General features: G+C 34.7%; 11 protein-coding genes and 4 pseudogenes. 10 read left to right on the forward strand and 5 right to left on the reverse strand.

The window, feature by feature from the left end; genetic code table 11:
- The first annotated feature begins 276 nt into the window (after positions 1–276).
- From glnA to AC1RNS_RS00880, 4 genes are all read left to right on the forward strand, one after another.
- Positions 277–1,611, forward strand: coding sequence for a type I glutamate--ammonia ligase (gene glnA, locus AC1RNS_RS00865; RefSeq protein WP_492990106.1), 1,335 nt, complete (start codon positions 277–279; stop codon positions 1,609–1,611).
- A gap of 114 nt (positions 1,612–1,725) precedes the next feature.
- A complete protein-coding gene (locus AC1RNS_RS00870; protein WP_492990107.1) occupies positions 1,726–1,902 on the forward strand; it encodes a sporulation protein Cse60 in 177 nt (58 codons plus the stop codon).
- A gap of 34 nt (positions 1,903–1,936) precedes the next feature.
- Positions 1,937–2,146, forward strand: coding sequence for a hypothetical protein (locus tag AC1RNS_RS00875; RefSeq protein ID WP_492990108.1), 210 nt, complete (start codon positions 1,937–1,939; stop codon positions 2,144–2,146).
- Between the two features lie 384 nt (positions 2,147–2,530).
- A complete protein-coding gene (locus tag AC1RNS_RS00880) occupies positions 2,531–3,394 on the forward strand; it encodes an AraC family transcriptional regulator (RefSeq protein WP_492990109.1) in 864 nt (287 codons plus the stop codon).
- Positions 3,395–3,435: 41 nt separating this feature from the next.
- Here AC1RNS_RS00880 and AC1RNS_RS00885 read toward each other — a convergent pair whose 3' ends face one another.
- Positions 3,436–3,948 carry a GNAT family N-acetyltransferase gene (locus tag AC1RNS_RS00885; protein ID WP_492990110.1) on the reverse strand — a complete coding sequence of 171 codons (513 nt, stop codon included), beginning with the start codon at positions 3,946–3,948 and terminating at the stop codon, positions 3,436–3,438.
- Positions 3,949–4,319: 371 nt separating this feature from the next.
- Here AC1RNS_RS00885 and AC1RNS_RS00890 point away from each other — a divergent pair, with 371 nt between their 5' ends.
- Both AC1RNS_RS00890 and AC1RNS_RS00895 read left to right on the forward strand, forming a co-directional pair.
- Entirely contained in the window at positions 4,320–4,742 is a 423-nt protein-coding gene (locus tag AC1RNS_RS00890; RefSeq protein WP_492990111.1) for a GNAT family N-acetyltransferase, read from the forward strand.
- Positions 4,708–5,063, forward strand: a pseudogene (locus tag AC1RNS_RS00895) (GNAT family N-acetyltransferase). Before AC1RNS_RS00890 ends, AC1RNS_RS00895 begins: the two are co-directional and overlap by 35 nt.
- Here the strand turns inward: AC1RNS_RS00895 and AC1RNS_RS00900 are convergent.
- The 4 genes and pseudogenes from AC1RNS_RS00900 to AC1RNS_RS00915 all read right to left on the reverse strand — a co-directional run.
- Positions 5,044–5,271, reverse strand: a pseudogene (locus tag AC1RNS_RS00900) (NUDIX domain-containing protein); the annotation flags it as partial. The pseudogenes AC1RNS_RS00895 and AC1RNS_RS00900 overlap by 20 nt on opposite strands.
- 669 nt (positions 5,272–5,940) lie before the next feature.
- Positions 5,941–7,368 (reverse strand): serine hydrolase domain-containing protein, encoded by a 1,428-nt coding sequence (locus AC1RNS_RS00905; RefSeq protein WP_492990113.1) that lies wholly within the window; start codon positions 7,366–7,368, stop codon positions 5,941–5,943.
- 114 nt (positions 7,369–7,482) lie between these two features.
- Positions 7,483–8,287: pseudogene (locus AC1RNS_RS00910) on the reverse strand (IS256 family transposase).
- A gap of 17 nt (positions 8,288–8,304) precedes the next feature.
- Positions 8,305–8,427: pseudogene (locus AC1RNS_RS00915) on the reverse strand (transposase); the annotation flags it as partial.
- Positions 8,428–8,675: 248 nt separating this feature from the next.
- Between AC1RNS_RS00915 and AC1RNS_RS00920 the strand changes: the two are divergent.
- From AC1RNS_RS00920 to AC1RNS_RS00935, 4 genes are all read left to right on the forward strand, one after another.
- Entirely contained in the window at positions 8,676–9,395 is a 720-nt protein-coding gene (locus tag AC1RNS_RS00920; protein ID WP_492990114.1) for an ABC transporter ATP-binding protein, read from the forward strand.
- Positions 9,364–11,829, forward strand: coding sequence for an FtsX-like permease family protein (locus AC1RNS_RS00925; RefSeq protein ID WP_492990115.1), 2,466 nt, complete (start codon positions 9,364–9,366; stop codon positions 11,827–11,829). The genes AC1RNS_RS00920 and AC1RNS_RS00925 overlap by 32 nt, the downstream gene beginning before the upstream one ends.
- Positions 11,830–11,835: 6 nt before the next feature.
- Entirely contained in the window at positions 11,836–12,342 is a 507-nt protein-coding gene (locus tag AC1RNS_RS00930) for a PadR family transcriptional regulator (RefSeq protein ID WP_492990116.1), read from the forward strand.
- Between the two features lie 71 nt (positions 12,343–12,413).
- A complete protein-coding gene (locus AC1RNS_RS00935; protein ID WP_492990117.1) occupies positions 12,414–13,049 on the forward strand; it encodes a hypothetical protein in 636 nt (211 codons plus the stop codon).
- The last annotated feature ends 256 nt before the right edge of the window (positions 13,050–13,305 follow it).

Below are 13,305 nucleotides of genomic sequence, written 5' to 3' on the forward strand. Positions count from 1 at the left end.
AGACTATTGTGATATAAATTGTGGAAATATTATTTCTTATTTAAATTCCATAAAACAGACCATGAAAATTGCTGAAAATTTTTGTAGTAAAGCCTTAATCCCGTATAAAGGGATTCGTAAATGAGAGCTCTATATATCTAAAAAAAAGATAAATATCTTCGGAAAAAACAATGTAATAAAATCTTACATATGTATTGCGTTTTTTTCTTTTATAATGTAATTTGAAAACAGTTATTTATTGTGATGTTAACTAAAATTACATTGGAGTGGTGAAGAATGAAACATTATATAAAAGAAGATATTATACGCCGAGTGGAAGAAGAAAATGTGAAATTTATTCGCCTACAATTTACTGATATATTGGGAACAATTAAAAATGTTGAGGTTCCTGTAAGTCAATTAGAAAAAGCATTGGACAATAAAGTGATGTTTGATGGTTCATCCATTGAGGGCTTTGTACGTATTGAAGAATCAGATATGTATTTACGTCCAGATTTTAATACTTTTGTAATTTTCCCTTGGACAGCTGAAAAGGGCAAGGTAGCGCGCTTTATTTGTGATATAACAAGACCTGACGGTACGCCGTTTGAAGGTGATCCACGCTCTAACCTAAAGAGGGTACTAAAGGAGATGGAGGAGCTTGGTTTTACTTCATTTAATTTAGGGCCAGAACCAGAGTTTTTCTTATTTAAGCTGGATGACAAAGGGCACCCAACACTTGAATTAAATGATAGTGGGGGATACTTTGACCTAGCACCAACAGATCTTGGCGAGAATTGTCGTCGTGACATTGTATTAGAGCTAGAAGGAATGGGCTTCGAAATTGAAGCATCTCATCATGAGGTGGCACCTGGTCAGCATGAAATTGACTTTAAATATACCAATGCTATTGAAGCCTGTGATAATATTCAAACATTTAAACTTGTTGTAAAAACAATTGCAGCGCAGCATGGTTTACACGCAACCTTTATGCCAAAGCCATTATATGGCGTTAATGGCTCAGGAATGCATTTCAATCTATCTTTATTTGAGGGAAGTAAAAATGTTTTTTATGATGAAAATGCAGAACTGCAATTAAGCCAAACAGCGCGTAGTTTTATGGCTGGTATTATTAAACATGTACATGGTTTTACTGCAGTCACAAATCCGCTTGTGAATTCCTATAAACGTTTAGTGCCTGGCTATGAGGCTCCTTGTTATGTAGCGTGGTCTGCTCAAAACCGTTCACCACTTATTCGAATTCCGGCTGCAAGAGGCCTTTCAACACGCATTGAGCTTCGTTCTGTTGATCCTGCAGCAAACCCATATTTAGCGATGGCCGTTATTTTAGCATCAGGGCTCGATGGGATTCGCAATGATTTAACACCTCCAGATGCAGTTGATCGCAATATTTATAAAATGTCTCGGAATGAACGTGAATTAAACGGTATTGATAGTTTACCATCATCATTGGAATTTGCGCTAATTGAATTAGAAATGGATCATATAGTACGTGAGGCACTTGGGGATCATATTTTTGAAAAATTCACGACTGCTAAAGAAATAGAATGGAATAAATATCGTACACGCGTCCATAACTGGGAGCGTGAAGAATATTTAAGAATGTACTAAAAGGAAGTGTTGGAGCTTTTTCGCTCTAGCACTTTTTTCGTTTGAACAATTATATTATTTCTGTGACAAATCTTTCCTTTTAACTTAATATAAAAAAGAGGGGGAGAAAAGTATATGATACAAGCGACACAAGTAGTAACAATTCAAAATAATGATATTGTACAATTTGAAAATGATATTAATAATGCTCTTCTAGATTTAAGTGAATATCTAATAATCGATATTAAATATAACACTTTATACATTGGAGAACAGACTGTTATACATTCAGCTCTAATTATTTATAATTAAAAAGTTTCATGCCTAATTGAAAGGAGGATATTATTTGTCAAAAATTTTTATGCTTTCAATTACTAAAAGAATGGATGAGCTTGAAGAAACTTCAAGTGTAATGGAAAAAATATTTCCCAGGAAATCTGCGTTAAAAGAATTTTTAGAAAAAGAAGGCTATTGCAAGACAGCGAAAAATCAATATATAAAAATCAAGAATGAATTGATCTATGAGGCAGCCATTGAAAAAATAAAACTTAAATAATGTTAGTGAAACAATGCAAACTTTCTAATATTAATGAGGGTACCAAAAAAACTATAGAGAAATATTAAGTCATGTTCATAAGAGCGTGACTTTTATTACGATTATTTTAAATACTGATACTCAAGATTTGTTGTTATTTGGTCACTGAACTGTTTCAAACCTCATATTTTTGCAAAAATTTAAGTAAGTGATATAGACTTAAGAATGAATATATCTTACTTACCAATACATAATTGGAATTGGGTAACAATTAGAAATTATTTAGTAAACTTTTCTTTAAAGATTATTAATATAGTAGATATGAATGAACCTGTCCAAAGCAAGCATAAAAAAACAGGATTAAATCATGTCATTTCGTTAATCTATATACAAGGAGTGAGAGCAATGAGTTGGATTGAGTCGATTCAAAAAGCAATCAATTATATCGAGGTGCATTTATTAGAGGACATTACTATGGAGCAAATTGCACGAGAGGTTCATTCTTCAGTCTTTCATTTTCAACGGACTTTCTCTATTTTAACGGATATGTCCATTGCGGATTATATAAGACGTAGAAGATTAACATTGGCTGCGCAAGAGTTGGTGAATACTGATGAAAAAATAATCGATCTCGCCTACAAATATGGCTATGACTCTCCTGAAGCTTTCACAAAGGCATTTCGCAAGCAACATCATGTAACGCCTAGTGAAGCTAGAAAGAAGCAAGGTCCATTACAATCATACAATCGCCTGGTCATACAGGTAAGTCTGAAGGGAGCAGAACCAATGAAGTATAGAATTGAAGAAAAAGAAGCATTTCAGGTGGTAGGGGTAAAAAGAACTTATAATTGTCAAAGTGGTGAAAATACGAGAGAGATTCCTCAATTTTGGAATGAAATGAACAGCAAAGATTTTGATAAGCAGTTAATTCAATTAAATAATGGAGAAATTAAGGGTGTACTTGGAGTTTGTGTTCCAGATCCCAACTATCCACAGAATAGCCTGATTGATTATTGGATTGCTGCCGATCATGTAGGGGATGTACCAAATGATTTATTGGCAATGGACATACCAGCATCTAAATGGGTTGTCTTTGAAGTACATGGTCCTATGCCAGATGCAATGCAGAATACTTGGAAACAAATATATTCTGAATGGTTCCCATCTAATCCTTACGAACCGATAGGATCCGCAGAGCTTGAAGTGTATTCTGAACAGGATCCATTTAATCCTGATTGTTATTCTGAAATTTGGATACCGATTAAGTAAATTAGAAGGGCCAAGAATAATGTTTCTTGGCCTTTACGAATTTATTGTATTAAAGCATAAATACTAATATCATCAGATGTTTCAGTTTCTGGCAATGTTCCTATATAGCTGAAATTCAACTTTTCTAGTAATTTTATGGAGTTTTTATTAGCAGGCTCAACTTTTGCTTCAAATTTTTTTATATTTAAAGTGGTATAGGCATAATGAATTAAAGCTACAATACTTTCCTGCGCAAAACCCTTACCCCAATAAGCTTTCGCAAGCTCATAGCCAATTTCTGCGGTATTGTTCTCATCATCAAATGAATTAAATCCACAAGAGCCAATAATTTTATGGGATGTCTTCTCAATAATTGAAAAACGAATGCCTTTTTGTTCTTTCGCTAATTGATCAAGTATTGTAATCATTTCTTGTGCCTGTTTAACATCCGTTAAATTCATAATATTCATATATTTGGTTACGTCAGGATCTGACCAAATTTGAAATAAATTATTGGCATCCTCTAATTTCATTTTTCTTAAATATAGTCTTTTTGTGTCAATTTGTTCTATCAATACTTTTACCTCCAAGTTTTTATCTTCATTCAGCAGAAGACTCTCACCTCAACAGGTGGTGAGATGAAAGCGGTTTCGGTTCCTTTTCAGTGGGTGACGAAACACCTACTGAATGATGATAAAGCCTCCGGCGGATGTCACGGATTTTCAATGGAATGAATGAATTGTGTGGGCACAATTCAAAATCCAGACACAATTACGCCAAGGCGAAATTGATTTTATTTGGATAAAAAATATTGCTATCTGCGCATCGTTCAGTCCCTTCAAATGTTTTATACTAGACGCATTTCAATATTAAACAATAGTTCTACTATTTACAATATACATTATAATAAGAAGAAAACAATATTTAAACAATTGGGGAAAAGATAATGATAGAGGTAAAAGCAGAGGATTTTTCAGCGATAGGAGAGACTATTAAAGAGGCGCCAACATTCGTCTACAGCATACTGGATCAGATAATAGAAGGTACCATTTATGCAGATGATGCTGGCTATCATTCTATTCTAGTACAGACAAAATCGGGAATATATTATGTTAATGGTGATTCGTCTTGTAAACATATTGTAAGTAAAATTGTAACGCTACTACAAGAATCGCGTGAACAAAATAAACGCTTCACATTATTTACTTATTCGGATGATTGGAGTGCCAAGATTAACCAAGAGTTAAAAGGATATGTTAAGAAATTACAACGATACACGTTTAGCTTTGATAAGAATGTTTATAATGAGAGGGAAAAATGTCATTCAATAGATTTTGAATGCTCTAAGATCAATCAGCAACGAACATAGTATAGAATTTACTAATCAATACTATCAAGAATATTGGGATACAACTAGTAATTTTCTAAAAAATGGTTTCGGTTTTTGTCTTCAACATGAAGGCCAAATAATTAGTGAAGCGTTTCCATTTTTAAATCGATGCAATATGCAGAGGTGGATATAATAACTGATCCGAGTTATCAAGGAAAAGGGTTAGCGAACTTGATTGCAGAAACATTTATAGATTATTGCCTTTTAAATAATATAATACCTTGTTGGGATTGTGATATTAATAACCATGCCTCCTATCATTTAGCTACTAGGCTTGGCTTACTGGTAGTGAAGACATAGAATCTAATTCAATATATGGATAATTTCTTGTAATACCAGCCTCTTCAAATGCTTCTCGTTTAGCTGATTCAATAGGAGTCTCACCCTCTTCTCCACCACCAGCTAATCCCTGCCAATATCCATAATCACTTCTCTTAAAAATTGCATATTCAATAGAATTGTCAGTGATTATATAAGGAAATACCAAAACTTGATAAGGTGCCCTCATTGCTTATCTCCTCCCAAAAATAACCTTAAAATAAATTTGACCTTTCTTCAATCAACCTGCTCCGTTCAATAAGAATTAAACAACTTAAAAAGATTCTTTGTTTCCTACATTTGGTGTACCGAACACCAACAAAGGAAATTTTAAAATACATAAAACCAATGCTATATTCATAACTTTTCTTTCATTGAAAACCTCCAAAAAGGCTTAGGAATAACGCCTAAGCCTTTCAATCTTTTATGATTGTGTAACGATTAATTTTAAATCGTCAAAAAATGATAAAGTAGTTATCAATTCTTATTCCAATCTATCGATGTAGCTTTAGAATAAGGAACAATAGAACCTTCCCTATATTATTATATTAGAGAGACTGAAGAAAGAACTAACTACGTTTCTTTAGTATGATATTTCTCTCTTTTTGCTCTCCAAGTTGTGCAGAAATAATAAAGTTGTTTAATTTACAATAAAGTCATTTAAAAAATAATAAAGTTGTTTAAAAAACCTTATTCCGAACGAACAAGTTAGTGGAAGTAATAGTAATTAGGTTTGGCTGGGAAAATTGTCGATGATATTAAAAAAGACACCGAAGTGTCTTATGTTTTTCAAATTAAGCATACCGATAAATTGAAATTTAATTACTTAACATTATGTTTATCTTGGGAGCATGGTATTTTATCGGTGAGTGTATACAAACCATGCAATGCTTGCTGTTAATAATGCTGACGAAATCAAAGCTGTAAGAACACTATATGTTTGCCAAATAAGTATCGTTGACCAATCTAAAGCACAGCACAGTATACCCAGGGCAATCGTAGCGATCAGGAAAATAATTGTTACGATTATTCTCTTTTTTGTCATTGGCTGCCGCTCATTCGTTTTCCTTCTGCGTAATCCTAAGAGAAATAACAAAACGGCCAATAGGCAAAGAATAATTGTGATAGACGACAATGTAATATCCAAAAGCTGTGTGCCGCTTATTTCATATGACTGAGTTAGATTGCCGTCTAATATATCTTTAACTTTTAGTACCAGGTTTATATTGGTATTTGCACCGTTGCTCAGCAAGCAGACAGCTGTTCGTTCATTTAGCAGTATGGCTACTTCGGTTCTGAAATTTGGATTGCCCCCAGTGTGTTCTATAATCGTTTGGTCGGCATTTACCGACCAACCTGCCGCATAATACATATCGTTGACAGCCGAAACAGACATATCACCCTTATGTGATTTTTCGATAACCGTGTGAAATATTTCGGGTATGTCCTGCACGATACCCATCTGTATGCCCATCCAACGCGCCATATCTTTTGTATTAGAAATGATGTAGCCTGCGGGTTTATTCCCAGCATAATCCGGAGCTTTAAATGGAGTTGTCATAAAAAAGGAAGAACGGTAGCCCTGCGCCAACTGTCCAGTGGCTTGAGCATCTTCTTTATAAGCATACGTCTGGTGAAGACCTAATGGCTGAAATACCTGTTCCCTCATAAAGTCTTCATAGCTTTGTCGCGACACAATCTCAATAACCAAACCCAATACGTCATAATTAACAGTTCCATAGTTATACTGTTCACCGGGAGGGAACGCCAATTCAGCGTCCACAAGCATTTCCACAGTCTTTCGCAACATATCCGGTGTATTGCCTTGAGGAATATTTTGAGTATGCCTAATATTTGTTAGACCACTGGTATGGTGAAGAAAGTTATTTAGTGTAAGGCTTTGCATATCAACAGGTTTCCCTTGATACTTTAACGTAAACCAAGGTAAATATTTTTGGACAGGGTCAGTTATTGAGAGCAGCCCTTGCTCTTCCAACAGCATAATACCCATACCGGTAAAAGCTTTACTGACCGAGGCTAACTCATAGAGTGTATTTTCACTTGCAGACAACCCCTTTTCACGGTCTGCATACCCTGAAGAAAAGTAGAACACTTCATCATCAGCAAGTATTGAGATTGACATTCCCGGCACACCTGATATACGACGGGCATCATCTAGCAACGCTTGAATTGCCGCAGATTTCGAATCTGACAACGCATAACTTTGTGTTGCGAATCCTGAGAATAATATAAATATCGTTAATACAAAAACAATAATCTTATTCATAAACTCTCCTTTTTGAAAAATTAGGTACCGTCAATAATTTTGTGTAAATAAGTTTTTCCTTTTCTTGTAGACGCTCTTTTATTCTTTCGTTTTGAACAGATTTTCAAGTTCTGCTCAAGCTTTGTCAAAACCTATATGGTACCTGGTGGCGAACCGTTGATTATATTCTTCAAACTGTGAGACTAGAAGGCGTTCTAACGATTCTTCGTTGGGGAATTGCTCCTTACGCTTGCTATATTTCTTGATTTGTTTATTGAATGATTCAATCAAGTTGGTGGAGTAAATACTACGCCAAATGGATTTTGGAAAGCTATAGAACGTGAGTATATAAGGATTGGCAGCTAACGGTTTTGTGACTTTGGGATAGAGTGTTTTCCACTTTTCAATGAAATCTTGGAGCGCTTTCTGTGCATTTTCCAAGTTATCTGTACAGTAAACCTTTTTGAAATCGTCACAGATTTTTTGGCGATCAGAAATTCGTACTTTATGAGAAATATTTCGTTGTAGGTGGACACAACACGTTTGGTATTTTTTCTGCGATACCTTTTAAACCGTCTAATACAAATAATAAGATTTCTTCCGCACCACGATCTTGAATGTCTTGAAGAACCTCTTTCCATACGCTCGCTGATTCAGTCGGTGCAATGGTATATCCTAGTACATCTTTTGAGCCATCTTCACGGATTCCAACGGCAATATAAACAGCCTCTTTTGCGACTGTTTCTCGTTTTAAAGCAATATAGGTCGCATCTAAATAAACACACGCATACCGTGCAGAAAGGGGACGAACTTGAAACGTCTCAACTTGTTCAGACATCACCTTTGTGAGGTTCGAAATCGTTTGTGATGTGTAATGGTGACCATACATCCGCTCGATGAGATCAGCAATTTCAGCGTTTGTCACGCCTTTTTGAAACATATGAATCACGAACGCTTCTAGTGTATCGTTTGAACGGCGATAGGCGCAACGGTTTGTTGTTTAAATTCTCCATTACGATCTCGAGGGATAGCAAGTTGAAGATCACCAAACTCAGTATGTAGCATACGCGTATAGGAACCATTTCTAGAATTACCAGATTACCTTTATAGTACCAGGAGGTGCTGCGTGTTTATATGCGTTATTTGAATACGGGCTTACGATAAAGTGATGACTTTATTATCTTTATACAATGTATACTAAGTATATATTATACTTAGGGGGTCTTTTATAAAAAATACATAATTTATAATGAAATTTAAACGATTTTACTTTTATGTATTATATACTTAGTATATAATAATTTCGAAAGAATAGGAGGAATTAAAACATGATTAAAGTTAGAAATTTGAAAAAGGAATTTATACAGGAGCAAGAAAGAACTGAAGTCTTGAAGGGTTTTGATTTGAACGTTGAAGAAGGCGAATTTGTGGCTGTAATGGGCCCAAGTGGTTCTGGAAAGAGCACATTACTACAACTTTTAGGGGGTCTTGATGTCCCTACTGAAGGAGATATAGTAATAAATCAAAGTAATTTAAGTAATATGACGGAAAAAGAAAGAACGATATTTCGTAGAAAGTATATCGGTTTTATTTTTCAGAATTACCAGCTACTCCCTACATTAAGTGTAGAAGAAAATATAGCTTTCCCTCTTCATGCAGATGGCAGTTTAACTAAAAAGAAGAACCAAATTATTATAGAACTGCTTGATTCTGTCGGATTGAAAGGACTTGGTCGGAAACGTGCTAATTTGCTGAGTGGCGGTCAACAACAACGAGTTGCTATAGCCAGGGCATTAGTTAATAACCCTTCTGTTCTATTAGCCGATGAACCAACAGGAAATTTAGATAGAGGTAAAGCCGAAGAAATACTCGGATTATTATCAAGATTCAATCGAGAAAATAATCAAACAATCATCATGGTAACGCATGATATTTTCGCAGCTGGATGTGCTGATCGAATTATTCTATTTAAGGATGGTGTTATTGATCAAGTGATTTCTAGAAAGGATGATGATTATGCTAAATATGTGGCGAATTTCTTGGCGTAATATAACACAAAATAAAAAAAGGTTTTTTATTTCCCTACTTGGGATAATCTTAGGTATAGCTTTTGTAACATCTATGCTTATTGCAGACAAAACAACAAATGATGTTTTCGATTATTATGAAGAAATGTATGTGGCAAATGCGGATTATTGGGTTCTAAGTGATGAACATACTTACTCTGAGGATATGGTTTCGTCAGTTTTAACTAGTCCAATTGTGACGGAAACCATGCTTGCACTTGATAAACAAGCTTTTTTTGAGCTGGAGGGTGATCAATCTCTAAATCAAAGATCCGTCCGAATTACAGGCGTAAATGATCAAAACAGCTCTTTATTGAAACTTCCTGTTATCGAAGGGAGTTTGGATAATGAAGGTTTGGTGATACCAAAAGCTGTTGCAAATCTGTTAAATAAAAACGTAGGAGATACAATTAGGTTTACCGATTTGGGAGAAGCTAAGGTTTCCGCCATTGTTGAATATACGCAGTTGCTTGCAAGTCCGAATAACTGGGAGCGTGCAGAATCAACCAGCTTCCGAATCATGGCTCCACTAGAATTGCTACAAGAATGGACTGGTATGGAGGACAAACTTTCCTATGTTAGATTTCAAACAAATGAAGAAGGAGAGAAACTTTTTCAATCTCTCCAGGAAGAATTTCGTAATTCAAATGCATATGTACAACCAGTTGTCGCGGATGATCGGCAAAGTAACGATATAGGGGGACTATATACGTTCTTTTACTTAATTGCTGGGTTATCTATGTTTATTAGCGGATTCATTGTTTTTAATATGATTTATACAAGTGTTATGGAGAGAAAAAAGGAATTTGCAATCATGAAAAGTTTCGGATATCTACAAAGTTCTGTTTCCAGACTTATTCTTATTGAAGTACTACTATTGGGGCTAATAGGTACAGCTGTTGGGGTGCCTATAGGAATTTGGCTTGGGGATATGTTCATGCAAACTTTACTAAGCGTATTTGAATTTGACGTGGTTTACACATTAAATTGGAAAATACCTGCATTAATAGCTGTACTAATTGGAATTTTATTTCCTGTTGTATCTTCATTATTTCCTATTTACAATGCGGGGAAAACCTCTGTGTTATTGACATTAAAAATGGCAAATCAAACCCAATCATCGAGAAACCTATACATAGTTAGGGCAGTTCTGGGTGTTGGCTTGCTTGCTCTTGTATTTATCAATCATCCCATCTCTTATTTAGCGATTTTGGCAAGCATCATTTTGTTGTTTCCATTATTGTTACTTGGTATGAGCAGAGTATTTAAACCTGTTTTAAAATTATTCTTCGGTTACTCTGGTAGTCTGGCAACGCAAAGCCTTACAAAACAATTAAATCGAAATGCTAATACTGCTGCTATTCTTGCTGTGGGGATTGCAGTGATATTATTACTAAGTGCTGTTATTGAATCCGCACCTGAAGGTTATGAAAATGAAATCAGGAATACGTATGGAGGAGACCTGAGAGTTTCATCAGAAGCACCTTGGTCTAATCTGGATAGAGAAAAGTTATTATCGTATGATGCTGTTGTAAATGTTGATCCTTTAACGGAAGCTACGCCAATTACATGGGTAACCACTGATGGGGAGAAGAGACAGTTTTCCATCTTTGCTGTAGGTGAAGAAGGACCCGCATTGTTTGAAAGTTCTAAAAAGGAAAATTTATATTATGAACTGGCAAAGGAGCCTTCTGTTGTTCTCGGCGAAAGAGCTTTTGATGAATGGGGTGGAAATATAGGAGAATATATTTACATTAATACACCTTCAGGTAAACAACAACTTGAAGTCCTTGCGGTAGTGAAAACATCGAATTACTCAGGCTATGTTGCATTTATGGATAAGAATCATTTAAATAATGAATTTGGTTGGGCGAATCATTTCGACATGTTATTAACTTTAAATGACGGATATACTGGTGAACAATTACGTAATGAGTTATGGTTGGATTTCAGCACTCATCTCTCAAAAGTAGAAACGGTAGAAGATGAAATTAAATCAACTACTTCAGCATTAACCGGTATGAATGAGTTGGTTTTAATCATGTTAGTTTTAATCATTGGACTAGCTAGTATCGGTACAGCAAACACTTTATTAATGAATACGTTGGAACGCACCACCGAGATAGGGACAATGCGAGCGCTTGGTTTTACGAAACAGCAAGTTAAAAAGATGATCATTGGAGAAGGTTTACTTATAGGATTGTCGGGGGTTATTGGTGGTATAATTTCAGGTGTAGTTTTACTTTATACAACTAGCCAATCCGAACTATTGGGAGGGTTTATATCTTTTCAATTACCTTTAGGGAATATTATTCTGGCACTGATTGCTGGTGTTTCTCTAAGTCTCTTTGCTTCTTGGATTTCCAGTACTACGGCTAGTAAAATAAATATTATATCATCACTCAAAGAAGGTTAAGCAATTATGTCGGTTAAGTACGGAATATTAACACTGCTATTTATAAAAAAAAATCATGGGTATGAATTAAAACTAGAGCTAGAATCCCTTCTGGGAGTTAAAGGGAAAATTAATCCTGGTCAAATTTATACGACTCTGGACCGTCTAATACGTGATCAACTGGTCTTATCTGTAGGAATTGATGACCAAGAAAGAAAACTTTATAAAATCACTATCGAAGGTAAAAAAGAGTTGGAAAATTGGTTACTGGAACCTGTACCCTATCATTCTACTAAAGAAGACTTTCATTTTAAATGGAGCTGTGCTCGTAAGAGTGATTTCGAACAAGAAAAGAAAATGCTTGATCAACAAAAAGCGATGATAATGAAAGATGTCATGGAATTGACTAAATTTAAAACGGAATTTCTTCTTCAAGGTGACGAGAATAGGTATTTATTAATCACTGGTACCCTCTTGCATTTAGAAGCAGATTTAAACTGGATAAATCAAGTTGAAAATCGAAATAGACCATAATTCTAGGTAAAGGTTTTCTCTTTTAAAAACCTTTGCCGTTATTCAATCTTTTGAAGGGGAGTGAAAATTTTTTGGATGTTATCCTTGATTACAATTGGGAATTGTTTATCTCTATAGAGGTATTGTCATTAATATCCCTGATCTTATTCGGTATATTTCGCTATTTTTTTAAAAAAACTCGATATAGCCTAATGTTTATTTTTTTATTTCTGTTTTTGTTGATAATTGAGGGATTACTCGGACTGTATGTCTATCGTCAAACAGGAGAAATATCAACTTTTCAAATCGTTATTATCATCTTTATCATTTATGCTTTTACATTTGGTATACTCGATTTTATCAAATTGGATCGTTGGATGCGTAAAAAAATTGGAAAGTTACGTGGCGTTGAATTATTGACTGATAAAGATTATGAGATTATTGAAAAAAATAATAATCCTAAATATATTGCAAAGAAATATCGTGTATCATCCTATATTCATTTAGTTTTGTTCATTACAGTTCAAGCTATTCTGTGGGTAATTGGTACAGAAAGTTTGGCAGAAATAAAGATGTACTTAAGTGATTTTTCGTGGCTAGGAAATGAAAATGCTAAAGGATCACCTTATCCAAATGATGCTGCGTTTGCAATAGGTGTAATTTGGGTAATTGTATTTATTGCTGACTTTATTTATTCATGGGCTTATACATTGTTTCCCCAAAAATAGGCAGAAGTAAGTTTGAACTTCAAAATTCGCACAATTATGGCATATACAAGTTATAATCGCCTTTTAATAATTAGTGGAAACAAGATATTAATCTATTCTTTGAATACATGTCCACAATGAAATAGTGTTGTTTAATTACACTTTTTTATAAAAAGGTATTGATAAAGTGTAAGCCCGAATTATAAAAAAATAGGCGCACCTTTTCGGTACGCATCACGAATAGCCGTATATCATTGATTTTTTTATCAGATATACG

This window comes from Lysinibacillus sp. GW821-FHT14F06, from assembly GCF_058803665.1.

Excerpts from the sequence above, each read along its gene's own strand:
- glnA (WP_492990106.1), top strand. The coding sequence starts at position 277 with ATGAAACATTATATAAAAGAAGATATTATACGCCGAGTGGAAGAAGAA.
- AC1RNS_RS00870 (WP_492990107.1), top strand. The coding sequence starts at position 1,726 with ATGATACAAGCGACACAAGTAGTAACAATTCAAAATAATGATATTGTA.
- AC1RNS_RS00880 (WP_492990109.1), top strand. The coding sequence starts at position 2,531 with ATGAGTTGGATTGAGTCGATTCAAAAAGCAATCAATTATATCGAGGTG.
- AC1RNS_RS00890 (WP_492990111.1), top strand. The coding sequence starts at position 4,320 with ATGATAGAGGTAAAAGCAGAGGATTTTTCAGCGATAGGAGAGACTATT.
- AC1RNS_RS00905 (WP_492990113.1), bottom strand. The coding sequence starts at position 7,368 with ATGAATAAGATTATTGTTTTTGTATTAACGATATTTATATTATTCTCA.
- AC1RNS_RS00920 (WP_492990114.1), top strand. The coding sequence starts at position 8,676 with ATGATTAAAGTTAGAAATTTGAAAAAGGAATTTATACAGGAGCAAGAA.
- AC1RNS_RS00925 (WP_492990115.1), top strand. The coding sequence starts at position 9,364 with ATGCTAAATATGTGGCGAATTTCTTGGCGTAATATAACACAAAATAAA.
- AC1RNS_RS00930 (WP_492990116.1), top strand. The coding sequence starts at position 11,836 with ATGTCGGTTAAGTACGGAATATTAACACTGCTATTTATAAAAAAAAAT.